Origin of the sequence: Burkholderia sp. MSMB1835, from assembly GCF_001526365.1 — a bacterium.
GTDB lineage: Bacteria > Pseudomonadota > Gammaproteobacteria > Burkholderiales > Burkholderiaceae > Burkholderia.
Genome location: NZ_LOYP01000005.1, coordinates 109666 through 135974 on the forward strand (window position 1 = coordinate 109666; position 26309 = coordinate 135974).

Here is a 26309-nt window from a genome sequence, read left to right on the forward strand (position 1 = left end):
CGAATCCGTCGGTGCGTGACGCACGATGCGCGACGCACGTGCCTGTGCCCGATCGATCGTCCGCGTTGTCACATTCGGCCTGTCGCAGAAACGACGACGCCCGCGGAGCGCGGGCGTCGTTCGTCACCAAATGGGGATAGATACGCGGCGCACGCGGATCAGAACGTCTCCCAGTCGTCGCCGCCGGCACTCGCGGCGGCCGGCGCGGGCGCCGGCGCAGCCGATACGGCGGCAGGCTTGCGCGCCGCCATCGCGGCGGCCGCGCGCTTCGGCGCGGCATCGCGTTCGATGCGCGTGGCAGCCTGTGCCGGCGCCGCCGCCGGCGCGGACGGCGTGCGTGGTGCGTGCCGCGCCACCGCAACGACGGTGTCCGCACGCGCCGCTTCGTCGTCGAGCTGGAATACCGCCGCCGTTTCGCGCAGGCGCGTCGCCTGTTCGTCGAGCGACTGCGCGGCGGCGGCGGCTTCCTCGACGAGCGCCGCATTCTGCTGCGTGACCTCGTCCATCTGCGCGACCGCGCGCGCCACCTGGTCGATCCCGCCGCTCTGCTCCTCGGACGCCGCCGCGATCTCGCCCATGATGTCCGTCACGCGCTGGACCGCGCCGATCACGTCGTTCATCGTGCGCCCAGCTTCGTCGACCAGCGTCGAGCCGGTCCGGATACGCTCCACCGACGCATCGATCAGCGCCTTGATTTCCTTCGCCGCGCTCGACGAACGCTGCGCGAGGCTGCGCACTTCGCCGGCGACGACCGCGAAGCCGCGGCCTTCCTCGCCCGCCCGCGCGGCTTCGACGGCCGCATTCAGCGCAAGTATGTTGGTCTGGAACGCGATTCCCTCGATGATCGTGATGATGTCCGCGATTTTCGCCGAGCTGTCGTTGATTTCGCCCATCGTGCCGACCACCTGGCCCACCACCGTATTACCCTTGTTTGCAATGTCGGACGCATTCGCGGCCAGCGAGCTTGCCTGGCGCGCATTGTCCGCATTCTGCTTCACGGTGCCGGTCAGTTGCTCCATGCTCGACGCGGTTTCCTGCAGCGCAGCGGCCTGTTCCTCGGTACGCGACGACAGGTCGATGTTACCGGCCGCGATCTGGCGAGCCGCGGTCGCGATCGACTCGCTGCCGCCGCGCACGGTGCGCACCGTGTCGACGAGCCCGCGCTGCATCCGCGCGAGGCCTTCCAGCAACTGCCCCATCTCGTCGCGCCGGTCGACGACGATCGGGCGGCGCAGGTCGCCCGCGGCGATCGCATCGAAATGCGACAGCGCATCGGCGATCGGGCGGCCGATCGCGCGGCTCAGCGTCAGCCACGACAGCACCGCGGCCCCGATGCCGGCCAGCAGCACGACGATCGACAGCACGCGCATCGTCTCGAACACCGATTCCGCCCGATCGAAGCGCGCCTGCGCATCGGTGAACTGAAAGTTGCGCAGCGCTTCGCCGGCCACGGCCAGTTCGTTATAGCGCGCCTGAAGCTGCTTCGCGCCGTCGCCGATCCGGTCGTGATCGCCCGTGCCGATCGCGCTCGCGAACGCATCGCAGGCATCCTGCAGCACCTTGCGCCGGGCGGCGACGTCCTGGGCGAGGCGATCCTCCTCGGCGCCGCGCGGCAGCGCGAGGTACTTTTGCCACCATGCGTCGGATTGCGTGCGCATCGCGCGGCTGCGCTCGACGGCAGCCGCGGAATCAGGCGTGCCGGCCAGCAGTGCCGCCCGGTCGAGTGCGAGGCGCTCGCGCGCGGCGAACATTTCCGCGACCGACACGTCGACCGCGCTCGGCATCTGGTTCGTGAAAATCTCGCGCGTCGAATCGTTCGAACGCGTCATGCCGTACAGACCGAGCACGCCGGTGACACCCAGCAGTACCGCCAGAAACGCCATCGTCAAACCGATGCGCGCACGAATCGTCAGGTTCCTGAACACCATCATCCATCCTGTATTGCGTCGTCATGAACGGGCCCGGCCCGTTGGCTCGAAGCATTGCTTCACTCGGTGCAATTACGACCGTGCGGCGCATAACTTGATGGTTTTGGCGTCATTATTTCGAATTATTCGTCTGTTTATTACAAATAGCTGAATTATTGACGCAATTCGGGGCGGGATGGCGAACAGGAGAAAGGCGCGCCGGTACGCGGCCGGCCGTCTCGTGCGACGGGCGGCCCGCGTAGCGGAACCGGAAAACGATGATCCGGCCCTAGTCGGCCAGTTCGATGCGGCTCGGAATCGACGGTTGTGCGCCCGCGCGCGTGACCGACAGCGCCGCCGCGCGTTGCGCGAAGCGGATGGCCGTGTCGACGTCCGCGCCGGCCGCGAGCCGTGCGGAAAAGCCGCCGATGAAGGTGTCGCCGGCCGCCGTCGTGTCGACGGCCTGCACGACCGGCGCCGGATAGTGTCGCGCGGCGCCGTCGGCCGTCAACGCGAGCACGCCGCGCGCACCGAGCGTGACCAGCACGTTGCGCGCACCGCCGGCCTGGAGCGCCCGTGCGGCGGCTTCGGCCTCCGTCGGGTCGCGCACCGGCAGCCCGGTGAGCGCGGCCGCCTCGACCTCGTTCGGGATCAGGTAATCGACGAGCGGCAGCCAGCCGTCCGGCAGCGGCGCGACGGCCGGGGCCGGATTGAGCACCACCGTGCGGCCGAGCCGGCGCCCGGCCGACAAGGCCGCGAACACCGCATCCGGCGGCGTCTCGAGCTGGCAGATCAGCACGTCGGCCGCGGCGAGCGCGGCCTCGTGCCGGGCGATCGTGTCGGTCGTGACCTCGCCGTTGCCGCCTGCGACGATCACGATCGCGTTCTGGCTCGCATCGTCGACGACGATCAGCGCGACGCCGGTCGACGCCGACGCGCTCGTCGCGAGCCCCGTGCAGTCGATTCCCTCGACCTCGAGGCCCGCGCGCAGCGCCGCGCCGTGCGCATCCGCGCCGACGCAGCCGATCATCGCGACCTGCGCGCCGAGCCGGGCGGCGGCGACGGCCTGATTGCCGCCCTTGCCGCCCGCCGCCTGCGCGAACGCGTGCCCGGCCAGCGTTTCGCCCGGCAGCGGCAAGCGCGGCGCCCGCACGACGAGATCCATGTTGAGGCTGCCGACCACCGTCACGCGGCCGGCGCCGATTGCGCTCGCCGTCATGCGCGGGCGCCCGGCGCGGCCGGCTCGCGGTAGACCGCCGTCGATTCGCGCAGCACGAGGCGCGGCGACACGACGCGGCGGCGGCTCGGCACGGCGCTCGAACCGCCGCCGATCCGTTCGATCAGCGTCTGCGCGGCCATTTCGCCGAGCGCGCGCACCGACTGGCCGACCGTCGACAGCGCCGGATACGTGTAGCGGGAAAATTCGATGTCGTCGAACCCGATGATCGAGCAGTCGTCGGGCACGCGCATCCCGCGCTCGGCCGCCGCGCGCAGCGCGCCGACCCCCATCAGGTCGTTGCCCGCGAAGATCGCGCTCGGCCGCACCGATTCGAACAGCCGCGACGCCGCGTGATAGCCGCCCAGGCACGAGAAATCGCTTTCGGCGATCGCGCCCGGCACGATGTCGACCCCGCGCTCGGCCATCGCACGGATGAAGCCGTGCACGCGCATCGCGCTGACGGCGGTGTCGGTCGGCCCGGTGATGCAGCCGATCTTCGCGTGCCCGAGTTCGAGCAGATGGCGCGTCGCCAGGTACGCGCCGCGCTCGTGGTCGATCTGGACGAGATCGGCCGCGAGCCCCTCGATGTTGCGGTCGACGACGACGAGCGGCGCGTGGATATCGGCGAGCGTCTGCGCGAGCACCGCGTCCTCCCCCGCCGACGCGACGATCAGACCGTCGATGCGCTTTTCCTGCAACACGCGCAGGTAATTGCGCTGCTTCACGGGATCATCGTCCGAATTGCAGAAGAACACGCAATAGCCGTTGGCCGCGCACTGATCCTCGATGCCGCGCGCAAGCTCCGCGAAGTACGGATTCGTACTGTTCGGCACGACGAGGCCGATGGTCGCCGTCGCCCGCGCCTTCAGCGAGCGCGCCACGGCCGACGGCACGTAATTCAGCTCGCGGATCGCGCCCTCGACCTTCGCACGCACATCCGCGGACACCGGCCGCGAATTGTTCACCACGTGCGAGACGGTCGTAAACGACACGCCCGCCATGGCCGCCACATCCTTGATCGTCGCCATTTCCCGTTTCTCTCTGGTCTGTTCTGTGTGTCTTCTTACCGCACGCGCGTACGCCGGCTGCGATACGTATCGAGCACGACCGCCACCACGATGACCGCACCCGTGATGATCCGTTTCGTCGGCTCGTTCGCACCGATCTGCGCCAGCCCCGCGGCCAGCACGGAGATGATCAACACGCCGAAGAACGTGCTGATCACCGAGCCGCGCCCGCCCATCAGGCTCGTGCCGCCGATCACGACGGCGGCGATGACCTGCAGCTCGAGGCCCGCGCCCGCGTTCGGATCGGCCGCCTCGAGCCGCGAAATCTGGAACAGCGACGCGAGCCCCGCGAGCGCGCCCATCAGTGCGAATACGAGAATTTTATACGGCCGCGGGTTAACCCCTGCAAGTCGCACCGCTTCCTCGTTCGTGCCGATCCCGATCAGATAGCGCCCGAACACCGTGCGCGTGAGCACGAACTGGGCCGCGATCATCACCGCGACCGCGATCAGGAACGCCGGCGAGATGCCCAGCGCGATCGGGTTCGACAGGAAATCGAACGCGTCGCCGATATACGCGGTGCGCGAATTCGTCAGCTGGTACGCGAGGCCGCGAGCGGCCTCCAGCACGCCGAGCGACACGATGAACGACGGAATCCGCCAGCCGACCGTGACGGTGCCGGTCAGCGCGCCCGTCGCGGTCGCGACCGCGATCCCGATCAGCGCGGCCGGCAGCGGCCCCCACTGCCATTTCAGCGCGGCGACGCTGACCATCGACGCGGCCAGCGCGAGCACCGAGCCGACCGACAGGTCGATCCCGGCGATGATCAGCACGAAGGTCATCCCGACCGACATCACGACGAGATCGGGAATCTGGTTCGCGATCGTGCTGAACGTGTCGTAGGTCAGGAAATGCGCGCTCAGCACCGAAAACAGCGCGATCATCGCGGCCAGCGCGCCGGCGAGCCCGAGATAGTTCGACAGGCCGAGCCGCGTGCCGGACAGCGTGCGCGCGCGGCGCCCCGTCACGTCCTGCTGCGCGCCTGCGTCGGTCGGGGATACGGGAGGCTGGGTCATTGCTGTGGTCCTGTCGTCGAAGTGCCCGGAGCGGCGCCGCGCGCCTGCCCCGCATCCGGATGCTGCATGGCGGCCGCCGGCGTCTCGCGGCCGAAGCCGGCGAACGCCGCGGCCAGCAGCGCATCCTGGGTCCAGTTGCCGCGCTCGAACACGGCCGTCATGCGGCCGGCCGACATCACGCCGATCCGGTCGCAGATCAGCATCAGCTCGCGCAGGTCGCTCGATACGACCACCAGCGCGCGGCCTTCGCGCGCGAGCGCGCCCATCAAAGTGTAGATCTCGAATTTGGCGCCGACGTCGATCCCGCGCGTCGGCTCGTCGAACAGCAGCACGCCCATGTCGCGCGCGAGCCAGCGGCCGATCACGACCTTCTGCTGGTTGCCGCCCGACAGCTCGCCGACCGGCTGCGTCGCCCCGTGCGTGCGGATGCGCAGCGCGTCGATCTGCTGCTCGGCGAGCGCCGTCTCGCGCGCCGCATCGACGATGCCGCCGCGCGCGAGCCGGTCGAGCTGGCCGAGCGACACGTTCGCGGTGATCGACTGCGACAGCAGCAGCCCCTCGCCCTTGCGATCCTCGGTGATCAGCGCGATGCCCTGCCGCACCGCGTCGACCGGCGACGCGATCCGCGCCGGCTTCAGCGGCTGGCCCACCGCGATCGTCCCCGCATCGGGCGTGTCGGCGCCGTAGATCAGCCGCAGCAGCTCGGTGCGACCCGCGCCGATCAACCCCGAGATGCCGAAGATCTCGCCCGCGCGTACCTCGAGCGACACGTCGCGCACGGCCGTGCCGCGCGTGAGACCCGACACCGCGAGCCGCGGCGCGCCGAAACGCCGTTCGCCGAGATCGATGTGTTCGCCGATCTCGCGCCCGACCATCAGCGTGACGAGCCCGTCGGACGTCGTCGCCGCCATGTCGCCCACATGCACGAGCCGGCCGTCGCGCAGCACCGCGACGCGCTCGGCGACGCGCGCGAGCTCTTCGAGCCGGTGCGAGATGTAGACGATCGCGACGCCGCGCGCCTTCAGCCGGTCGATCTGCTCGAACAGCAGCTCGACTTCGCGCGCGGTCAGCATCGCGGTCGGCTCGTCGAGAATCAGCACGCGGCAGTCGCCGATCAGGTTGCGCGCGATTTCGACCATCTGCTGGTGGCCGATGCCGAGCGCGCCGACCGGCGTATCCGGATCGACCGCGTCGAGCCCGACCTGCGCCATCGCCGCGCGCGCGTCGTCGCGCAGCCGCACGCGATCGATGATCCCGAAGCGCCGCGGCAGGCGGTTCAGGAACAGGTTTTCGGCGACGCTCAGCGTCGGCAGCAGGTTCAGCTCCTGCATCACCATGCGCACGCCGAGCGCTTCGGCCTGCGTGCGGCTCGCCGGCGCATAGGCCTGGCCGCCGAGCTGCATCGTGCCGGCGGTCGGGTCGACGAGCCCGCCGATGATCTTCGACAGCGTGCTCTTGCCGGCGCCGTTCTCGCCCGTCAGCGCGAGCGCCTGGCCCGCGTCGAGCGTCAGCGTGACGTCGGCGAGCACGGGTTCGGCATAGGTCTTGCCGATGCCGGATACGGCCAGCACGGGGTGGGCTGAACGGGAGGGTTGGAAGGTCGGTTCCATCGCGATCCTGGTTGCGGCCGCGCGCACGGGGCGCGCGGATATGACGCTCACAAGTGCATGTGCATGCAGTGGCCGTGATCGCGCTCACACCGGATAACGGCCGCCGCGCCGGATTCTTGAGGGCGGCGGCCGGACCGGTGCGGCGTTACTTCGTCACGAGATCCACCGGCGTCTCGACCACGCCGGACATGTCGGCCTGCTTGCGATGCTCGGCGATCGCCTTGAGCGCCGTGTCGATGCCGAACACGGCCTGCTTCGCCGCGTACTGGTCGGCGGTCGCGAGCACGCGGCCGTCCTTCAGCATCGGCTTGATCGCGTTGATGTTGTCGTAGCCGACCACGAGCACCTTGCCCTGCTTGCCGGCCGCGCGCACGGCCGACACGGCGCCGATCGCCATGTTGTCGTTGCCGCACAGCAGCGCCTTCAGGTTCGGGTATTCGTTGAGCATCGCGGCGGCCACCGCATTGCCCTTGTCGATCTCCCATTCGCCCGACTGCACCGACACGACCTTCATCCCGCCCGCCTTCATCGCGTCCTGGAAGCCGGCCGTGCGCTGCTGGGCGTTGGTGGTCGTCGACACGCCTTCGACGATGCCGACCTGGTCGCCCGCCTTCAGCCGCTTCGCGAGGTAATCGCCGACCTTGCGCGCGCCCTTGCGGTTGTCCGGGCCGACGAACGGCACGTTCAGGTTCTTCGACTTCAGCACGTCCGGATCGAGCCGGTTGTCGATGTTGACGACGACGATGCCGGCGTCGACGGCCTTCTTCACGACCGGTACGAGCGCCTTCGAATCGGCCGGCGCGAGCACGATCGCGTCGACCTTCGAGACGATCATCTGCTCGACGATGCGGATCTGGTTCGCGGTGTCGGTCTCGTCCTTGATGCCGTTGGTGACCAGGTCGAACTGGTTCGCGTTGTGTTTCTGGTATTCCTTCGCGCCCGTTTCCATGGTCAGGAAGAACTCGTTGGCGAGCGACTTCATCACGAGCGCGACCTTCGGCTTGGCGGCGGCGGATTGCGCGTGGACAGCCGGTGCGGCGACCACCGCGACGGCGGCGAGCGCGGCGGTCAGGAAGCGACGGCGAAAGCGGACATTCATACACATCTCCTGGCGACTGGCCCGAAGGGCCGGATTGTTATCTGGTTGTTGTTTTAATGTGAGCAAACGTTTGCGCCACACTACCCGGGCAATGGCCATCGATGCTGCTGTCGGTACCACGGAATGGAAGCAAGGCAGACGGCCGACTGCCTGGCGCGTGCTGTCGTCGACGCGCCACCGCCGGCGGGACGCCGGCGGAGTGAAGGCTATGCTGTACCGATTCGCTTCGGCGCGCAACCTGTCTGATCAATATTTAAGGGTTTATTCGGAGCGCGCGAGTGCGCTCCGCGACGCGCAAATGCGACACTCGCGATGCCGACGGCGGCTCGCCGATGCGCGTCGCAGGCGGCGGGCCGACGATGAAGCGGTTCGGCGCGAACGACGCGATCGGCACGCGGATCGCCGGTATCCACCGGCCCGATATGCGGCCGACTGTAACGGAACCGGCGATTCGTATCGCGCCGCCTCGTGAATGAGGATGGCTGCCGATCCGGCGTTCCGCGCCGAGATTCGGCGTTGCAGACCGTTCTTGTTTTCCGTTGGCACGGAAACGCGCGCCGATCGTCCTGACGCGACGCACCTGATCGGATGCCTCGGCTGATGATTCGGACGCGCCGGCGGCAATCCCCTCCGCCGCCCGGTGCGGTGTGCGGCAGGCTATGCGCGGCGCATGTCGCGCACCGTCCGCGGCATCTGCCCGGACGGCAGGCGACATGCGCCGATCAAACGGCTTCGCGCAACAGCCCCGCGATTTCCGCTTCGTTCAGATGCGGCGCGAACATTTCGATCAGCCGGTACGCATACGCACGCAGGAACGCGCCCTTGCGCAGACCGACCCGCGTCGTGCTCGCCTCGAACAGGTGTTGCGTGTCGAGCGCGACGAGCCCCGTGTCGCGCTGCGGATCGTAGGCCATCGCCGCGACGACGCCGATCCCCATTCCGAGCTCGACGTAGGTCTTGATCACGTCCGCGTCGATCGCGGTCAGCACGACGTCCGGCACGGCGCCCGCCTGCGCGAACGCCTGGTCGATGTGCGAGCGGCCCGTGAAGTCCTGGTCGTACGTGATGATCGGGTACTCGGCAATCTCCTCGAGCGTCAGGTTCTCGCGGCCGACGAGCGGGTGGCCCTTCGGCACGACGACCGTGTGGTGCCACGAATAGCACGGGAACGTGACGATGTCCGGATAGCGGTCGAGCGCTTCGGTCGAGATGCCGAGATCGGCCTCGCCGTTCAGGATCATCTGCGCGATCTGCTGCGGGCTGCCCTGGCGCAGCGCGAGATGCACCTTCGGGAACACGTCGGTGAACTGCCGGATCACCTTCGGCAGCGCGTAGCGCGCCTGCGTGTGCGTGGTCGCGACGACGAGGTGGCCGCTGTCCTGATCGGCGAACTGGCGCGCGACGCGGCGCAGGTTCTCGGCGTCCAGCAGCATCCGCTCGATCAGCTGGTGCACGGCCTTGCCCGGCTCCGTGAGCCCCGTCAGCCGCTTGCCGCGCCGAATGAAGATGTCGACGCCGAGCTCATCCTCCAGATCCTTGATCTGTTTCGACACGCCCGACTGCGACGTGTACAGCACGTTCGCGACTTCCGTCAGGTTCATGTTCTGGCGCACCGCTTCGCGCACGAACCGCAATTGCTGAAAATTCATGGGTATGCCTCTTAGGCTGTCGTTGTTTGATTGTCGAATCGGAGCGAATCCCGCCCTCTGCCCTGCATTGTCCCGTCAACGGGCGGGAAACACCCGCACGGCGCGCGGCACGGCCGTTGCGCCGTCGCCGACCTGCAGCGAAAGCGCCCGCCATGCGTCGCGGTCGAGTTCCGCCTCGAGCGCGCCGCCCGCGCGCGCCTCGAGCTCCACGCGCACCGAACCGCCGAGCGGAATCACGCGCCGCACGTCCACCGCGATGCCGTCGCGATGCCCTTCGCCCGCCGGCCACAGCTGCAGATCGTGCGGCCGCACGTAAGCGTTCGCGGGGCCCGCGAAATCGGCGTCGACCTCGATCGGCGCAGCCGCGCCCTCGGCGACGAAGCCACGCCCGGCAACCGTGCCCGGCAACCGGTTCGCCGCGCCGAGGAACTCGTACACGAACGCGCTTTGCGGATGATCGTAGACGTCCTGCGGGCTGCCGACCTGCTCGACGTGGCCGCGGTTCAGCACGACGATGCGATCGGCCACTTCGAGCGCCTCTTCCTGGTCGTGCGTGACGAAGATCGTCGAGATGTGCAGGTCGTCGTGCAGCCGACGCAGCCAGCCGCGCAGTTCCTTGCGGACCTTCGCGTCGAGCGCGCCGAACGGCTCGTCGAGCAGCAGCACCTTCGGCTCGACCGCGAGCGCGCGGGCGAGCGCGATGCGCTGGCGCTGGCCGCCCGACAGCTCCGACGGGTAACGCTGCGCGAGCCAGTCGAGCTGCACGAGCTTGAGCAGCTCGTGCACCTTGTCGCGAATCGCGGCCTCCGACGGCCGCTCGCGACGCGGCTTCACGCGCAGCCCGAACGCGACGTTCTCGAACACCGTCATGTGGCGGAACAGCGCGTAGTGCTGGAACACGAAGCCGACCTGGCGGTCGCGCGCGCCGACCGACGCCACGTCGAGCCCCTGCAGCACGACCTGGCCGGCGTCCGCGTGCTCGAGGCCCGCGATCACGCGCAGCAGCGTGGTCTTGCCGCAGCCGGACGGCCCGAGCAGCGCGACCAGTTCGCCGGGCGGAAAGTCGAGCGACACGTCGTCGAGCGCCGTGAAATCGCCGAAGCGCTTCTGAAGATTACGGACGGTGATACCCATTCTGGTTGCCTCTTTACGATTTCGACGAAACGGCGCCGACAGGGCCGGCATGTGCGGGACCGGCGTCGTGCGCGTCGGCCAGTTCGGCCGCGAGATGACGCTCGGCGATCAGCTTGAGCGCGAGCGTGACGAGCGCGAGCAGCGCCAGCACCGACGCCACCGCGAACGCCGCCGCGAAGTTGTATTCGTTGTACAGGATCTCCACGTGCAGCGGCATCGTGTCGGTCACGCCGCGGATGTGGCCGGACACGACCGACACCGCGCCGAACTCGCCCATCGCGCGCGCATTGCACAGGATCACGCCGTACAGCAGCCCCCACCTCACGTTCGGCAGCGTCACGCGGCGGAAGATCTGCCAGCCCGACGCGCCGAGCACGCGCGCGGCTTCTTCCTCGTCGGTGCCTTGCGCCTGCATCAGCGGAATCAGCTCGCGCGCGACGAACGGGAACGTGACGAAGATCGTCGCGAGCACGATGCCCGGCACCGCGAAGATGATCTGGACGTCGTGATCCTGCAGCCACGGCCCGAACCAGCCCTGCGCGCCGAACAGCAGCACGTACACGAGGCCCGAGATCACCGGCGACACCGAGAACGGCAGGTCGATCAGCGTCGTCAGCAGCGCCTTGCCGCGGAATTCGAACTTCGCGATCGCCCACGATGCGCACACGCCGAACACGAGGTTCAGCGGCACCGCGATCGCGGCGACGGTCAGCGTCAGCTTGATCGCCGACCACGCATCGGGATCGGCCAGCGATTCGAGATAGAAGCCGACGCCCTTGCGCAGCGCCTCGACGAACACCGCGGCGAGCGGTACGACGAGGAAGAACGCGAGAAACGCCAGCGCGATGCCCGTGAGCAGCCAGCGCACGACGCGCGACTCGCTGACGGGGTCGAGCCGCTTCGCGGCGCGCGCGGCCGGCGACGGGGTTTTCAGCACGACGGTGGCCTCCTGGCTCATTGCTGGCCTCCTGCTGCGACGGCGCTGACGGCGGCGGGCGCCGGACCGCTCGCGCCCTTGCTCGTCCTGCGCTGCAGATACCACTGCAGCGTGTTGATCAGCAGCAGCATCAGGAACGACACGACCAGCATCACGACCGCCAGCGCGGTCGCGCCCGCGTAGTCGTACTGCTCGAGCTTCGTGATGATCAGCAGCGACGTGATCTCGGATTTCATCGGCACGTTGCCGGCGATGAAGATCACCGATCCGTATTCGCCGAGCGCGCGCGCGAACGCCAGCGCGAAACCGGTGAGCAGCGCCGGCAGCACGGCCGGCAGCACGACGCGCCGGAACGTCAGCCAGCGCGACGCGCCGAGGCACGCGGCGGCTTCTTCCTGCTCGCGCTCGAAATCCTCGAGCACCGGCTGCACGGTGCGCACGACGAACGGCAGCCCGATGAAGGTCAGCGCGACCAGCACGCCGGCCGGCGTGAACGCGATCTTGATGCCGAGCGGCGCCAGATACTGGCCGACCCAGCCGTTGGTCGCGTACACGGCCGCGAGCGAGATGCCGGCCACCGATGTGGGCAGTGCGAACGGCAGATCGACGATCGCATCGACGAGGCGCTTGAACGGGAACGTGTAGCGCACCAGCACCCACGCGACGAGGAAGCCGAACACGGCATTGATCAGCGCGCCGCCGAACGCGGCCGAGAATGTCAGCCGGTACGACGCGAGCACGCGCGGCGACGTGACGGCGGTGACGAACTGGCTCCACGACAGCGTCGCGGTCTTCAGGAACGTGGCGGCGAGCGGAATCAGCACCACGAGGCTCAAATAGGCCACCGTGATGCCGAGTGTCACGCCGAAACCGGGCAGCGCGCTCGGCTTGCGAAAGGTGTACGTCGTCATCGGATGCTCTTGCTGGGTCGATGCTGCTCATGGGCCCGACGCAAACGCCGGCGCGGTGAATCGCGCCGGCGGGCCGTCGGGGATGCGGCGCGCTGTCGTGGCGCGCCGCTTGTCGTTATGGCGTTACTGCGGCTTGTAGATCGAATCGAACACGCCGCCGTCCGCGAAATGCGTCTTCTGCGCATTCGTCCAGCCGCCGAACGTGTCGTCGACCGTGTACAGCTTCAGCTTCGGGAACTGCTTGGTCAGCTCCGCCGGCACGTTCTTCGAACGCGGCCGGTAATAGTTGCGCGCCGCGATTTCCTGGCCCTGCGGGCTGTACAGGAAGTTCAGGTAGGCCTCGGCCAGCTTGCGCGTGCCCTTCTTGTCGACCACCTTGTCGACCACCGCGACGGGCGGCTCGGCCAGGATGCTCACCGACGGCACGACGATCTCGAATTTGTCGGTTCCGAATTCCTTGACCGACAGGAACGCCTCGTTTTCCCACGCGATCAGCACGTCGCCGATCCCGCGCTGCACGAAGCTCGTCGTCGCGCCCCGCGCGCCCGAATCGAGCACGCCGGCGTTCTTGTAGAGCTTCGTGACGAATTCCTTCGCCGTCTGCTCGTTGCCGCCCGGCTTGTGCAGCGCGTAGGCCCAGGCCGCCAGGTAGTTCCAGCGCGCGCCGCCCGAGGTCTTCGGATTCGGCGTGACGATCGAGATGCCCGGCTTGGTCAGGTCGTCCCAGTCCTTGATCCCCTTCGGATTGCCCTTGCGCACGAGGAACACGATCGTCGACGTGTACGGCGACGCGTTGTCGGGCAGGCGCTTCTGCCAATCCTTGTTCACCAGCCCCTTGTTCGCGAGCGCGTCGATGTCGTACGCCAGCGCCAGCGTGACGACGTCGGCCTGCAGGCCGTCGAGCACCGAGCGCGCCTGCGCGCCCGAGCCGCCGTGCGACTGCTTGAAGTTGACGGTTTCGCCCGTCTTCGCCTTCCACTCCTTGCCGAACGCCTGGTTGAAATCCTGATACAGCTCGCGCGTCGGGTCGTACGACACGTTCAGGAAAGTCGTATCGGCCTGCGCATGCGCCGCGACGCCCAGCGCCGCCGCCGCGCCCAGCGCGAGTGTCGCGATCAGGCGGCCCACGCCGCCCACCAGCCCCGTATTGCGCTTCGCCATCCTTGGTTCTCCAGTGTTGTCGGTATTGCGATGTCGGGCCAGTCTAGCGAACGGGTTACATGATTAAAAATAATCGTTCCTCATTTTTTAATACTCAAAAGTGCTAACGCAAGCGGGACGGACGGTTGCGGCGGACAAACCGGCGTCCGGGCGTCGCGAAATCGCGCCGGAATCGGTGTGATCGCGTCGAACCTCAAGTAACACTTGAAATTCACCAAGTACTGTATAAAAATACAGCTCACTGTCTATCCATACAGTTGAGCCATGACCAAACTCACCGCCCGTCAGCAGCAAGTGTTCGACTTGATCCGTCGCGCGATCGAGCGTTCCGGATTCCCGCCCACCCGCGCCGAGATCGCGGCCGAACTGGGCTTCAGCTCGCCGAATGCGGCCGAGGAGCATCTGCGCGCGCTGGCGCGCAAGGGCGTGATCGAGCTGGCCGCCGGCGCATCGCGCGGCATCCGGCTGCTCGGCATCGACGATGCCCCGCACCAATTCACGCTGCCGCACGCCGGCCTGATGCAACTGTCGCTGCCGCTCGTCGGCCGCGTCGCGGCCGGTAGCCCGATCCTCGCGCAGGAGCACATTTCGCAGCATTACGCGTGCGATCCCGCGCTGTTCACCAGCAAGCCCGACTACCTGCTGAAGGTGCGTGGCCTGTCGATGCGCGACGCCGGCATTCTCGACGGCGATCTCCTCGCCGTGCAGAAGCGCACGGAAGCGAAGGACGGCCAGATCATCGTCGCGCGTCTCGGCGACGACGTCACGGTCAAGCGCCTGATGCGCCGGCCCGGCGGCCTCGAGCTGATCGCGGAGAACCCGGATTACGAAAACATCTTCGTCAAGGCCGGCAGCGCGGATTTCGCGCTGGAAGGCATCGCCGTCGGGCTGATCCGCTCGGGCGAACTCTGACATTCCGTCTCTCCAGGAGAACATCATGGAACGCCTTGCCCGCCTGCTGCCTTTCCGTCAATTCGGTCGCCTGCGTCATCTGCGCGGCCGCACGCCCTGCGCACCGCTGTCCGCGGCGGCGCCAGTGCAACAAGCAGTCGCAGTCGAACGGCAGGCGTCCCTGCTGCCGTCAGCGCTTCCCGCATTCGCACGGGTATCGCTGAATGCCGGTCTGAATCACGCGGAACCCGCACGCCGCGCGCCGGTGCGCGTCTATCACGGCCGCTCGCGCCTGATCATGGTGGGTACGATCGATGCCGTGTGCCGCATGATCGATCGCTGCATTGCGGAGGAACGATCGGCCACGCCGGGCGGTCTCTGATTGCGGAACGTTCCCGCACCGGAGGCAACGTGACTGGATCGTCGCGCCGCGCACGGCGCCTCAAGCCCCTGCTGATCGTCGTGCTGGTCGTCGCCGTCATTGCGACGCTCGGCTATGCGTACGCGTCGCCGTATGTCGCGCTCGGTCGCCTGAAATCGGCGATCGATGCGCGTGATGCGCAGGCGATCAGCGAATATGTCGATTTTCCGTCGCTGCGCATCAGCCTGAAGCAGCAGGTCACGGAAGAGTTGATGCGTCGGATCGACGCCGTGAAGAAAAACAATCCGTTCGCGGTGATTGGCGCGCTGATCGGGTCTGCGCTGATCGGCCCGCTGGTGGATGCGTACGCGACCCCGGAGGGCGTCGCCGCACTGATGAGCGGATTGCCGCCGCGCGGCAATCCGGGCGAGCGTCCGCCCGAGTGGTCAAACCCGCCGCCAGCAGGCAATGCACCCGGCAACACGCCTGCCGCACCGCCTGCCCATCCTGCGCCGGCAAGTGCCGGCGCACCGGGCAGCAACGCGATCGCTTCGGCGGCATCGGCACCCGCGCCCGCACCGGCCAGCCCGAGCGAAGCAACGCCAGCGCCGCCCCAGCAGCAAACCAGCGCGGGCTACCGAAATATCGATGAATTCGTCGTGACGTATCAGCGCAGCGCCGACGGCACGCGTTATGCGGCGATCTTCCACCGCTTCGGGCTGTTCTCATGGAAATTGTCCGGCATCGACCTGCATGCGTAGCAGGCCGCGCTCGACGCGCACACTGCCGATGCCGTGCGACGCCTGGCCGGCATGCATCGCCGGTCAGGCGGCCATCCGGCCGTTAGATCATTTGCCGCTCGCGAGGGTTGCGTCACGCTCGCGCGCGATTTCGGCCTTCTGCTCTTCCGCCGACGAACACGCCACCAGAATGCTGCAGTTCACGCGATCGAGCAGTTGCGTGTTGCCCGACCCCATCCACCATCTCGACAATCCGCTGCGGCACCGGTGGCCGACGACGACGAGATCGACCTTCAGCTCCGACGCGAGATTCGCGATTTCGTCGATCGGATAACCGAACGCGAAATGGCCTTCGGCCTGGACGCCGCGCTCGCGCAGCCAGTTCACGCCTTCCTGCAGGATTTCGCGCGCGGTTTCCTCGAAGCGCCCGCATGCGACATCGGTCAGCAAGCCTGCGCTTTGCGCAATACTCGAACGCATGTCGACGACCGACAGCAAATGCGTTTCGGCCTTCAGGTCCATTGCGAGATTGGCGCCGCAACGCAGCGCCTTGCGCCCTTCGAGCGTGCCGTCGTAACACAGCAAAATCTTGTTGTAGCTAGCCATGGAGCCTCCCTATCGCGACAACGAGCCTACGCATTCATCATGGTGCGCCGCAATTCAGGACGCAAGGGATGGAAAACGCTGATTCGCCCCGCGCGGCGCGTGCGCGATGATGCGGTGCACGATCGGTGCGCACCTGCATCGCACCGTGCAGGCATGCGCTGAAGCGATGCAGCCGATGCACTAGAATGGCCCGTTCCATCTCGAGCGGATCGCGTCGCACCGGCGTCGTATGCTTCGGCCATGCCCGTGTGACACGCATTCGCGCGATCCGTTCGCCCACCCGCCGCGCACCGGCAGCGGAACGCGCCCGCATACAACGACAACCCGCCCATGTCCGTCGCACCGATCGATTTCCGCAACGTCGAAAAGCACTATGGCGACAAGCTCGTCGTCGACGGTCTGTCCTTCAACGTGAAGGCCGGCGAATGCTATGGCCTGCTCGGGCCGAATGGCGCCGGCAAGACCACGACGCTGAAGATGCTGCTCGGCCTCGCGCATCCCGATGCAGGCACCATTTCGCTGTGCGGCGAACCGGTTCCATCGCGTGCTCGACATGCGCGCCGGCGGGTCGGCGTCGTCCCGCAGTTCGACAACCTCGACCCCGACTTCACGGTCCGGGAAAACCTGCTCGTGTTCAGCCGCTATTTCGGGATGTCGGCGCAGGCCGCACGCGCACTCGTGCCGCCGCTGCTCGAATTCGCGAAGCTCGAGAACAAGGCCGATGCGAAAGTCGGCGAGCTGTCGGGCGGCATGAAGCGCCGCCTCACGCTCGCCCGCGCGCTCGTCAACGATCCCGATGTGCTGGTGCTCGACGAACCGACGACGGGCCTCGACCCTCAGGCGCGGCACCTGATGTGGGAGCGGCTGCGCTCGCTGCTCGCGCGCGGCAAGACGATCCTGATCACCACGCATTTCATGGAGGAAGCCGAGCGCCTGTGCGATCGGCTGTGCGTGATCGAGGAAGGCCGCAAGATCGCCGAAGGTGCGCCGCACGCGCTGATCGAATCGGAAATCGGTTGCGACGTGATCGAGATCTACGGGCCCGATCCGGCCGCGCTGCGCGACGAGTTGTCCGCATTCGCGAAGCACACCGAGATCAGCGGCGAGACGCTATTCTGCTATGTGACCGACCCCGAACCGGTCAGCGCACGAATCAAGGGCCGTCCGGGGCTGCGCTATCTGCATCGCCCGGCCAATCTGGAGGATGTGTTCCTGCGGCTCACGGGCCGCGAGATGCAGGATTGATCGACCATGGACGTCCGTCACTATTCCGCCACCACGCCGTCGGCCCCGCCGCGCGAATCGCGCTTCGCGATAGCGATGCCGGCGAACGCCAGCAACTGGATCGCCGTGTGGCGGCGCAACTATCTCGTGTGGCGCAAGCTCGCGCTCGCGTCGATGTTCGGCAATCTCGCCGATCCGATGATCTATCTGTTCGGGCTGGGTTTCGGGCTCGGCCTGATGCTCGGCCACGTCGACGGCGTGTCGTACATCGCGTTCCTCGCGGCCGGCACGGTCGGCTCGAGCGTGATGATGTCCGCGAGCTTCGAATCGATGTATTCGGGTTTCTCGCGGATGCACGTGCAGCGCACGTGGGAAGCGATCATGCATACGCCGCTCGCACTCGGCGACATCGTGCTCGGCGAGATCGTCTGGGCGGCCAGCAAGGCGATGTTGTCGGGCGGCGCGATCATGCTCGTCGCGGGCGGGCTCGGCTACGCGCAGTTTCCGTCGATGCTCGCGGTGCTGCCCGTGATCGCGCTGGCCGGCCTCGCGTTCGCGAGCATCGCGATGATCGTCACGGCGCTCGCACCGTCGTACGATTTCTTCATGTTCTATCAGACGCTCGTGCTGACGCCGATGCTGCTGCTCTCGGGCGTGTTCTTCCCGATCGCGCAGTTGCCGCCGCTCGCGCAGCACGCGGCCCAGGCGCTGCCGCTCGCGAACGCGGTCGAGTTGATCCGCCCTGCGATGCTCGGCCGGCCGGCGACCGACATCGCGTTGCACGTCGCGGTGCTCGCCGGCTATGCGGTCGGCGGGTTCCTGCTGTCCGCGTGGCTGTTCCGGCGGCGGATGATGCGCTGACGGCCGGCGCACCGGCCGCCGGCTTCATGCGACGACGTTACTCGTCGTCGTCGCTCCACGGAATCTCGACGTCGGTCAGGAACGCGACGGTCGCGAGCGGTCCGCCTTCCTGGCGACCGAGCTTGCCGTCCGCGCGATGCCATTCGACGCGGAACTGCGTGCCGGGATCGTCGGCCAGCAGATAGACCGTGCGCAGCTCTTCCTTGTCGGCTTCGTCCACCGGGCCGTCGAACGACACCAGCATCTTCTGCGGCCAGAGGCCGTTGACGGGATCGTAAATCCGATCGCCTTGCGGAATGTCGATGCTGGCCTCGACACCGATCGTTGCGGAGGCCTCGATGATCATCGTGCCGAGTGCCTGCAGCACGGCAGTCGCCCGCGCGGAATTGGCCTGGCGGATCGCGAGATCGCCGCGCGTCAGCGCCTTTTCGAGTCGAGGATGGATCTTCGGTTGGGTCATGCGTTTTCCTGTTTGCTTCTTGTAAAAGGCGCCGCACACGTGAAGCGGCGGCGCCGGATGAATACGGCGATGGCGCGCGACGGGCGCGCCGTTTGCGTGCGTCAGAACCCGAACGCGATCGCGAGCAAGCCGCTCGCGATCCCGAACACGACGACGAGCGCCGCGACGATCGCCAGCATGTAGGGCTTGAACGACCGCGCGAGCATCGCGAGCGACGGCACGCTGATCGGCGGCAGCGTCATCAGCAGCGCGGCGGCCGGGCCGACACCCATGCCGAGCGACAGCATCGCCTGGATGATCGGCACCTCGCCGGCCGTCGGAATCACGAACAGCATGCCCGCGACCGCGAACGCGACGATCCAGCCGAGATGATTGCCGATGTCCGGGCCGATATGCGGGAACAGCCATGCGCGCGCGGCGCCGAGCAGCAGCACGAGCACGATGTATTCGGGCACGAGCCGCACGGCCATGCGCGCGAGCAGTTTCATCCAGCGGACGAACGGATTGCCGGCCGCGGCTTGCTCGGCCGCCAGCGCGGCGAGCTGCGCATCGTCGATGCCGCGGTCTTCGGGACGCGCGATGCGGTTCAGCAGATAGCCGATCCCGAACACCATCGCGATGCCGAGCACGACGCGCAGCGCGCTCCAGTGCCAGCCGAGCACGAAGCCCATGAACACCAGCGCCGCCGGGTTCAGCACCGTATTGCCGAGCCAGAACGCGACCGCGCCGCCCGGCGACGCATGGCGCGCACGCAGGCCCGCCACCACCGGCGCCGCGCAGCACGTGCACATCATCCCGGGCAGCGACAGCAGCCCGCCCGCGGCGACGCTGCCGAATCCCGTGCGGCCGAGCACGCGCGCCACCCAGTGCGCAGGCAGCAGCGCCTGCACGGCCGAGCCGAGCAGCAGGCCGAGCACCATCGCCTGCCAGATCGCCTTGCCGTACGCCCACGCATAGTCGAGCGCCGCCTTCAGCGACGGTTCGGGTGCGGCCGCGGACGTGCCCATCAGGATCGACTGCCCGATCGAATGGTGCTCGGCGGCAACGAACGCCTTGTTGTAGTACGGGAACCATTTCACATAGAACAGGCCTGCGACCGCGATCAGCAGGAAGGTCATCCAGCCGAGCGCCGGTGTGGGTTGGGTGCGTGTGGTCGTCATCGTGTCGTCGTCGATTGGTCTTTGTCGGTTTCGGATGTCGCGCCGGCGGCAAGCGCAGCCGATGCGGGCAGTCCGGCTCGCGCGAGTTCGGCCAGCAGCCTGCGCGCCTGATCGCGCACGTCGGCTGCGTTGGGCCGGAACGTGAACGTCAGCGCCCGGTTCGGCTTGTTGTACGTCGCGCGGTAAGTGCGCGCATAGGCGGGATCGTAATGCTTGTCGATCAGTTCGGCGAACAAATCGGCCCGCGCGCCGGCATCGATCAGCCCTTTCCAGCGCGTCACCTCTTCGCGGCTGTGCAGGCCGATCAGCCGATGAAGCTGCGCCTTGAACGCATCGGGTTCGTCGAACAGATGCGCGTAATCGTCGAGCAGGAACGCGATCCGCTCGTCGTGGGCCGCTTCGACCTGGACCCACGGCCCCGCGTGAAACGCGTCGACCAGCGCGATCGGCAACTGCACGAGGCCGATCCTGCGGCTTTCCGACTCGACGAACACCGGCCATTCGGGGTCGAAACGTCCGAGCGTCTCGACGAGCCCCGAATCGAACCCCTTTTGCGCCGGCTGCGGCTTGCCCGGCAGCGCGCCGAGCAGCGAGCCGCGATGGCATGCGAGCGCTTCGAGATCGAGTGTCTGCGCGCCCACGTCGCGCAGCGCGTTCAGCAGGCGCGTCTTGCCGCAGCCCGTATGGCCGACGAGCGCGATGTAGCGAAAGCGCGTCGGCAGCGAGTCGAGCGTAGCGCACACCGACTGGCGGTACGCCTTGTAGCCGCCGTCGAGCTGGCGCGCCTTCCAGCCGATCAGATTGAACCAGGTCGTCATCGAACCCGAGCGCTTGCCGCCGCGCCAGCAATAGATCAGCGGCCGCCAGTTGCGCGGCCGGTCGGCGAACGTCGTATCGAGATGGCGCGCGATGTTGCGCGCGACGATCGCCGCGCCCACGCGCGTCGCCTCGTACGGCGATACCTGGCGGTACATCGTGCCGACGAGCACGCGCTCTTCGTTGCTGAGCACAGGCGCGTTCAGCGCGCCGGGGATATGGTCCTCGGCGAACTCGAGCGGCGTGCGCACGTCGATGATCTCGTCGAACTCGCCGGCGCGATCGAGGGTGACAATCAGGTTCTTCAATTTGGCGTCGAACAGGGGCGATACGGCTCGGGGAGCCGCACGGGCACGGAAGGCGGATTGACGATTATCTCACGGGCCGGCGTCCCGGGCGTCGTGCGGCAGTCGGCGGCGGCGAGGCGGCCTGCATCGCGTCGATCAGATGATCGCGGAACGCGCGCACCGACGCGGGCAGATCGCGCCCCGCCATCGTCTGCACCTGGATGCTGCGTTCGCGCAATTGCGGGTTCGTCACGGGCACGACGACGAAGCCGTCCGCATCGGAGCGATCGCGCACCGACAACAGCCCGGTGAACATCACCGCGCCCGTGCGCCGCGCGTAGCCGTACATCGCCGCGGTATTGTTGCTCGTCAGTTCGGGCTCGAGCAGCAACCCATCGAGCGCGCACGCGATGTCGATCAACTGGCGTACCGTCGTGCCGGCCTCGGGCAGCACGTGCGCGTGCCGCGCGACGTCGGCGAGCGACACCGCGTCGCGCGCCGCGAGCGGATGATCGTGCCGGACCAGCGCAAAGACCGGCGCGCGCTCGGTGTGGTCGACGCGCACGCCCTTCTCCGGCGCGAGGCTGAAGGTCAATGCGATGTCCGCATCGCCGTCGCGCACGCGCCGGGTCGCGTCCGCCGGCGACACGACCCACACGATGAAATCGACGCCCGGGTGGCGCGCCTTGAAGCTCGCGAGCACGCCGGGCAGGAAATCGATCGCGAACCCCTCCGAGCACGCGATCTTCAGCAGGCTGCCGTGCAGCGCGTCGAGCCCGCCGATGTCCTTCATCACGTGCTCGGCCTCCAGCAGGCTGCGCTGCGCGAACGCCAGCAGCCGCTCGCCGGCCTCCGACAGCGCCATCCCGCGCGGTCGCCGCTCGAACAGCGGCGCGCCGAGCTCGCTCTCCAGCTTCGCGATCTGACGGCTGATCGCCGACACGGCCACGTGCAGCCGCGCGGACGCGTCGCTGATCGAGCCGGTACGCGCCACCTCGACGAAATATCGCAACGCCAGACCATGCAGGAAAGCCGCCATCGTTCTGTCTCCGCGCCGCATCCGGTCGCGCTGCTTTGCCTTTTCGGCAAAGAAAGGTTCGAAATTCGATCATTGTGACAAAAAAACCGGCTTTCTAGAATCGATCGCACTTCACGTTGCGTACGCGGCCCGCGCGCAGCGAACCCTCGGAGGAGACACGATTTGAGCCGTACCGCCGCCATCCAGCACGCACTGAACCAGTTCGAATCCGGTGCATTCTTCACGACCCTGAGCCGCCGCGTCGGCCTGCGCACCGAAAGCCAGGAAAGCGGCAGCGGCGCCGCGCTGCGCGCCTACCTGACCGACGAGATCGCGCCCGAGGCCGCCCGCCTCGGCTTCGCGTCGCGGATCGTCGACAACCCGGTCGACGGCGGCGGCCCGTTCCTGCTCGCGTCGCGCCACGAAGACGACGCGCTGCCGACCGTGCTGATCTACGGCCACGGCGACGTCGTGCGCGGCTACGACGCGCAGTGGCGCGCGCCGCTGTCGCCGTGGACGCTGACGGCCGACGGCGACCGCTGGTACGGCCGCGGCAGCGCCGACAACAAGGGCCAGCACTCGATCAACCTGGCCGCGCTGGCGAGCGTGCTCGATGCGCGCGGCGGCCGGCTCGGCTTCAACGCGAAGCTGCTGATCGAGATGGGCGAGGAAACCGGGTCGCCGGGCCTCGACGCGCTGTGCCGCCGGGAACGCGACGCGCTCGCGGCCGACGTGCTGATCGCGTCCGACGGCCCGCGCATCGCCGCCGCGCGCCCGACGGTATTCCTCGGCTCGCGCGGCGCGGTCAACTTCAAGCTGAGCCTGCACGCCCGCGACGGCGCACATCACTCCGGCAACTGGGGCGGACTGCTGCGCAATCCGGCGGTCGTGCTCGCGCATGCGCTCGCGAGCCTCGTCGACGCGCGCGGCGCGATTCGCGTCGCGGGGCTGCGCCCGCCGCCGATCCCGGCTGCCGTGCGCGACGCGCTCGCCGATCTCACTGTCGGCGGCGGCCCCGGCGATCCGACGCTCGACGCCGACTGGGGCGAGCCCGGCCTGTCCGCGGCCGAGCGCGTATTCGGCTGGAACACGTTCGAGATTCTCGCGTTCAAGGCCGGCAACCCGGAGCATCCCGTCAACGCGATCCCGCCCGCCGCGTATGCGCACTGCCAGTTGCGCTTCGTCGTCGGCACCGACTGGGAAGCGCTGCATGCGCATCTGCGCGCGCATCTCGATGCGCACGGCTTCGCCGACATCGAGATCGACGTCGAACGCGGCGCACCGGCGACGCGCGTGCCGCCGGACGATCCGTGGGTCCGCTGGGCCGTCGCGTCGCTCGCGCGCACCACCGGCAAAAAGCCGGCGATCCTGCCGAATCTCGGCGGCACGCTGCCGAACGAGGTGTTTGCCGACACGCTCGGGCTACCGACGCTGTGGGTGCCGCACTCGTACCCGGCGTGCTCGCAGCACGCGCCCGACGAGCATCTGCTCGCGAGCGTCGTCAGCGAGGGGCTGCAGATGATGGCCGGCCTCTTCTGGGATCTCGGCGACGACGCGCCGCCCGTTCGCCGCGCGGCAGCCGCCGCGGCCGGCGCCGCCCTGTAACGCGCTTCGCCCCTTTCACGGGACTGCACACACGATGAATACGACCACCCTGACCTCGCAGGACGCCGCGCGCCCCAGCGCCGCGAAGATCCGCCGCATCATCTTCGCGGCGTCGATCGGCAACGCGCTCGAATGGTTCGACCTGATCGTCTACGGCTTCTTCGCGGTCACGATCGCCAAGCTGTTCTTCCCCGCCACGAGCGAAGCGACGTCGCTGATGCTGACGCTCGGTACGTTCGGGCTGTCCTACCTGATCCGGCCGATCGGCGGCTTCGTGCTCGGCGCGTACGCGGACCGCGCGGGCCGCAAGGCGTCGCTGCTGCTGTCGATCGCGATGATGATGGCCGGCACGCTGCTGATCGCGCTGATGCCGACCTACGCATCGATCGGCATTCTCGCGCCGCTCGGGATCATGCTGTCGCGACTGATGCAGGGCTTTTCCGCGGGCGGCGAATTCGCGAGTTCGACCGCGTTTCTCGTCGAACATGCGCCGCAACGGCGCGGCTTCATGTCGAGCTGGCAGTTCGCGAGCCAGGGCCTCGCGACGTTGCTCGCGTCGGGCTTCGGCGCGCTGCTGACGGCCACGCTGAGCTCCGCGCAACTCGAAAGCTGGGGCTGGCGCGTGCCGTTCCTGTTCGGCCTCGCGATCGGCCCGGTCGGGCTGTACATCCGCCGCTACGTCGACGAAGGCGTCGAATTCAAGACGCAGGCGCGCTCCGACGCGCCGGTGCGCGAGCTGTTCGCGCACCAGAAGTTGCGGCTGCTGCTGTCGATCGGCGCGCTCGTGATCTCGACCGCGATCAACTACATGATCCTGTACATGCCGACCTACGCGATCAAGCAGCTCGGGCTGCCGGCCTCGACGGGATTCGCGGCGACGCTCGCGACCGGCTTCGTGCTGACGCTCGTCACGCCGGTCGTCGGCCACCTGTCCGACCGCACCGGGCGGATCCGCATGATGGCGGTCGCCGCCGTGCTGATGCTCGTGACCGTGTGGCCGACGTTCGCATGGCTCACGCGCCACGCGTCGTTCGCGACGATGCTCGCCGCACTGGTGTGGATCGGCGCGCTGAAGGCGATGTATTGCGGCGCGCTGCCGGCGCTGATGGCCGAACTGTTCCCGTCGCAGACACGCGCCACCGGGCTCGCGGTCAGCTACAACACCGGCGTCACGCTGTTCGGCGGCTTCGCGCCGTTCGTCATCACCTGGCTGATCAGCGCGACCGGCAACCGGCTGTCGCCGGCGCTCTATCTGATCGGGTGCGCGCTGCTGAGCCTCGCCGCGCTGTTCGTCGCGCGCACGCGGCTGAAGATGCGCTGACGCGAGAAACGGCGGCGCAGCCATGCGCCGCCGACACGGCCCGTCGCGGCATCGCTGCCGCGCGGGCCGCGCGCCGTTTACGGCGCCGGATTCGGCTGCCGTTCGTGCAACGCGTCGATCTCGGCGAGGATCTCGTCGGACAGCGTCACGTCGATGCTGCCGATGTTCTCCTTCAACTGCTCGAGCGACGTCGCGCCGACCAGATTGCTGCGCACGAACGGGCGGCTGTTGACGAACGCGAGCGCCAGTTGCGCGGGCGACAGCCCGTGACGCCGCGCGAGCGCGACGTAACGCGACGTCGCCTCGACGGCCTGCGGCTTGCTGTAGCGCTGGAAGCGTTCGAACAGCGTGATGCGCGCGCCGGCCGGACGCGCGCCGTTCTCGTACTTGCCGGACAGCCAGCCGAACGCGAGCGGCGAATACGCGAGCAGGCCGACGCCGTCGCGATGCGTGAATTCCGACAGCCCGTTTTCGAACGTGCGGTTCAGCAGGCTGTACGGATTCTGGATGCTCGCGATGCGCGGCAGCCCGAGCCGCTCGGCCGCGCGCAGGAACTGCGCGACACCCCACGGCGTTTCGTTCGACACGCCGATCGCGCGCACCTTGCCGGCCTTCACGAATTCCGCGAGCACGCCGAGCGTTTCCTCGATCGGCACCGTGTACGCGTCGTCGACCCACGGATACGCGGGACGGCCGAACGTGGTCGTGCTGCGATCGGGCCAGTGCAGTTGGTAGAGATCGACGTAGTCGGTCTGCAGGCGCTTGAGGCTGCCGTCGAGCGCTTCGGTCAGGTTCTTGCGGTCGAACTGGTTGCCCTCGCCGCGAATGTGGCGCGGATTGTGCGGCTGCCGCGCCGGCCCCGCGATCTTCGTCGCGAGCACGATGCGATCGCGCTGCGCGCGATGCTGCGCGATCCAGGTGCCGATGTATTGCTCGGTGCGGCCCTGCGTGTCGGGCTTCGGCGGCACCGGATACATCTCCGCGGCGTCGATCAGCGTCACGCCCTGCCCGAGCGCATAGTCGATCTGCTCGTGCGCGTCGCGCTCCGAATTCTGCTCGCCCCACGTCATCGTGCCGAGACCGATCAGGCTGACCTCGATGCCCGAATCGCCGAGTGTGCGGTATTCCATGCTGTTCCTGTCGCGTCGGTGGAAAGCAGGAACGCTATCACATCGAAGCGGTTGCTTCAGGCGGGCGCCGCGCACGCTTACAAGCGGCTTTTGGGCGGCCCGGCGCGCTTACGCGCCTG

Annotated in this window: 25 protein-coding genes; 7 read left to right on the top strand and 18 right to left on the bottom strand. The window is 68.1% G+C overall.

Annotated elements, in window-relative coordinates:
• Positions 1-158 precede the first annotated feature (158 nt).
• The 12 genes from WS96_RS03645 to WS96_RS03700 all read right to left on the bottom strand — a co-directional run bounded on the left by WS96_RS03645 (position 159) and on the right by WS96_RS03700 (position 13710).
• Positions 159-1928, bottom strand: coding sequence for a methyl-accepting chemotaxis protein (locus tag WS96_RS03645; RefSeq protein ID WP_059830728.1), 1770 nt, complete (start codon positions 1926-1928; stop codon positions 159-161).
• Positions 1929-2196: 268 nt separating this feature from the next.
• Positions 2197-3126, bottom strand: coding sequence for a ribokinase (rbsK, locus tag WS96_RS03650; protein ID WP_059830729.1), 930 nt, complete (start codon positions 3124-3126; stop codon positions 2197-2199).
• Positions 3123-4154 carry a LacI family DNA-binding transcriptional regulator gene (locus WS96_RS03655; RefSeq protein WP_034207256.1) on the bottom strand — a complete coding sequence of 344 codons (1032 nt, stop codon included), beginning with the start codon at positions 4152-4154 and terminating at the stop codon, positions 3123-3125. Before WS96_RS03655 ends, rbsK begins: the two co-directional genes overlap by 4 nt.
• Positions 4155-4189: 35 nt before the next feature.
• Complete coding sequence (locus tag WS96_RS03660; protein WP_059830731.1) at positions 4190-5209, bottom strand: ABC transporter permease; 1020 nt, start codon at positions 5207-5209, stop codon at positions 4190-4192.
• Entirely contained in the window at positions 5206-6819 is a 1614-nt protein-coding gene (locus tag WS96_RS03665) for a sugar ABC transporter ATP-binding protein (RefSeq protein WP_059785636.1), read from the bottom strand. Before WS96_RS03665 ends, WS96_RS03660 begins: the two co-directional genes overlap by 4 nt.
• A gap of 145 nt (positions 6820-6964) precedes the next feature.
• The gene (locus WS96_RS03670) at positions 6965-7918 is read right to left on the bottom strand and encodes a sugar ABC transporter substrate-binding protein (RefSeq protein ID WP_059785633.1); all 954 of its coding nucleotides are present in this window, start codon (positions 7916-7918) and stop codon (positions 6965-6967) included.
• Positions 7919-8171: 253 nt separating this feature from the next.
• Positions 8172-8633 (bottom strand): hypothetical protein, encoded by a 462-nt coding sequence (locus WS96_RS31770; protein WP_257127929.1) that lies wholly within the window; start codon positions 8631-8633, stop codon positions 8172-8174.
• Between the two features lie 7 nt (positions 8634-8640).
• Positions 8641-9567: a CysB family HTH-type transcriptional regulator gene (locus WS96_RS03680; protein WP_034207252.1), complete on the bottom strand. Its 927-nt coding sequence runs from the start codon at positions 9565-9567 to the stop codon at positions 8641-8643.
• Between the two features lie 75 nt (positions 9568-9642).
• Positions 9643-10701 (bottom strand): sulfate/molybdate ABC transporter ATP-binding protein, encoded by a 1059-nt coding sequence (locus tag WS96_RS03685; RefSeq protein WP_059785629.1) that lies wholly within the window; start codon positions 10699-10701, stop codon positions 9643-9645.
• A gap of 13 nt (positions 10702-10714) precedes the next feature.
• Positions 10715-11659: a sulfate ABC transporter permease subunit CysW gene (gene cysW, locus WS96_RS03690; protein ID WP_059785626.1), complete on the bottom strand. Its 945-nt coding sequence runs from the start codon at positions 11657-11659 to the stop codon at positions 10715-10717.
• The gene (gene cysT, locus WS96_RS03695; protein ID WP_059830734.1) at positions 11656-12549 is read right to left on the bottom strand and encodes a sulfate ABC transporter permease subunit CysT; all 894 of its coding nucleotides are present in this window, start codon (positions 12547-12549) and stop codon (positions 11656-11658) included. Before cysT ends, cysW begins: the two co-directional genes overlap by 4 nt.
• Before the next feature lie 123 nt (positions 12550-12672).
• A complete protein-coding gene (locus WS96_RS03700; protein ID WP_059830735.1) occupies positions 12673-13710 on the bottom strand; it encodes a sulfate ABC transporter substrate-binding protein in 1038 nt (345 codons plus the stop codon).
• A 264-nt stretch (positions 13711-13974) separates the two neighbouring features.
• Between WS96_RS03700 and lexA the strand changes: the two genes are divergently transcribed.
• From lexA to WS96_RS03715, 3 genes are read left to right on the top strand one after another with little or no spacing between them, the layout of a single operon-like run.
• A complete protein-coding gene (gene lexA, locus WS96_RS03705; protein ID WP_006476077.1) occupies positions 13975-14622 on the top strand; it encodes a transcriptional repressor LexA in 648 nt (215 codons plus the stop codon).
• A 25-nt stretch (positions 14623-14647) separates the two neighbouring features.
• Positions 14648-14983 carry a hypothetical protein gene (locus WS96_RS03710; protein ID WP_059830737.1) on the top strand — a complete coding sequence of 112 codons (336 nt, stop codon included), beginning with the start codon at positions 14648-14650 and terminating at the stop codon, positions 14981-14983.
• A gap of 29 nt (positions 14984-15012) precedes the next feature.
• Positions 15013-15723 (top strand): DUF2939 domain-containing protein, encoded by a 711-nt coding sequence (locus WS96_RS03715; RefSeq protein WP_059830739.1) that lies wholly within the window; start codon positions 15013-15015, stop codon positions 15721-15723.
• Positions 15724-15810: 87 nt separating this feature from the next.
• Here the strand turns inward: WS96_RS03715 and WS96_RS03720 are convergent, their stop codons facing one another.
• Positions 15811-16308: a universal stress protein gene (locus WS96_RS03720; RefSeq protein WP_059830741.1), complete on the bottom strand. Its 498-nt coding sequence runs from the start codon at positions 16306-16308 to the stop codon at positions 15811-15813.
• Between the two features lie 330 nt (positions 16309-16638).
• Here WS96_RS03720 and nodI point away from each other — a divergent pair, with 330 nt between their 5' ends.
• Together nodI and WS96_RS03730 are read left to right on the top strand one after the other, a co-directional pair.
• Positions 16639-17553, top strand: a complete 915-nt coding sequence (nodI, locus tag WS96_RS03725; RefSeq protein WP_059830742.1) for a nodulation factor ABC transporter ATP-binding protein NodI — start codon at positions 16639-16641, stop codon at positions 17551-17553.
• 6 nt (positions 17554-17559) lie between these two features.
• A complete protein-coding gene (locus tag WS96_RS03730; RefSeq protein WP_059498984.1) occupies positions 17560-18393 on the top strand; it encodes an ABC transporter permease in 834 nt (277 codons plus the stop codon).
• Between the two features lie 37 nt (positions 18394-18430).
• On the opposite strand, the gene WS96_RS03735 is transcribed toward WS96_RS03730, so the two are convergent.
• From WS96_RS03735 to WS96_RS03750, 4 genes are all read right to left on the bottom strand, one after another.
• Positions 18431-18853, bottom strand: coding sequence for a hypothetical protein (locus tag WS96_RS03735; RefSeq protein ID WP_034207242.1), 423 nt, complete (start codon positions 18851-18853; stop codon positions 18431-18433).
• 101 nt (positions 18854-18954) lie between these two features.
• Positions 18955-20013 carry a permease gene (locus WS96_RS03740; RefSeq protein WP_059830744.1) on the bottom strand — a complete coding sequence of 353 codons (1059 nt, stop codon included), beginning with the start codon at positions 20011-20013 and terminating at the stop codon, positions 18955-18957.
• Positions 20010-21137: a tRNA 2-selenouridine(34) synthase MnmH gene (gene mnmH / locus WS96_RS03745; protein ID WP_059830745.1), complete on the bottom strand. Its 1128-nt coding sequence runs from the start codon at positions 21135-21137 to the stop codon at positions 20010-20012. The genes WS96_RS03740 and mnmH overlap by 4 nt, the downstream gene beginning before the upstream one ends.
• A 64-nt stretch (positions 21138-21201) precedes the next feature.
• Positions 21202-22155, bottom strand: a complete 954-nt coding sequence (locus WS96_RS03750) for a LysR substrate-binding domain-containing protein (protein ID WP_059830747.1) — start codon at positions 22153-22155, stop codon at positions 21202-21204.
• 162 nt (positions 22156-22317) lie between these two features.
• On the opposite strand from WS96_RS03750, the gene WS96_RS03755 reads away from it, so the two are divergent.
• Positions 22318-23739, top strand: a complete 1422-nt coding sequence (locus WS96_RS03755; protein ID WP_059830749.1) for a M20 family metallopeptidase — start codon at positions 22318-22320, stop codon at positions 23737-23739.
• Positions 23740-23773: 34 nt separating this feature from the next.
• The gene (locus WS96_RS03760) at positions 23774-25060 is read left to right on the top strand and encodes an MFS transporter (RefSeq protein WP_059830750.1); all 1287 of its coding nucleotides are present in this window, start codon (positions 23774-23776) and stop codon (positions 25058-25060) included.
• Positions 25061-25137: 77 nt separating this feature from the next.
• On the opposite strand, the gene WS96_RS03765 is transcribed toward WS96_RS03760, so the two are convergent.
• Positions 25138-26190 carry an NADP(H)-dependent aldo-keto reductase gene (locus WS96_RS03765; protein ID WP_059785601.1) on the bottom strand — a complete coding sequence of 351 codons (1053 nt, stop codon included), beginning with the start codon at positions 26188-26190 and terminating at the stop codon, positions 25138-25140.
• Between the last annotated feature and the right edge of the window lie 119 nt (positions 26191-26309).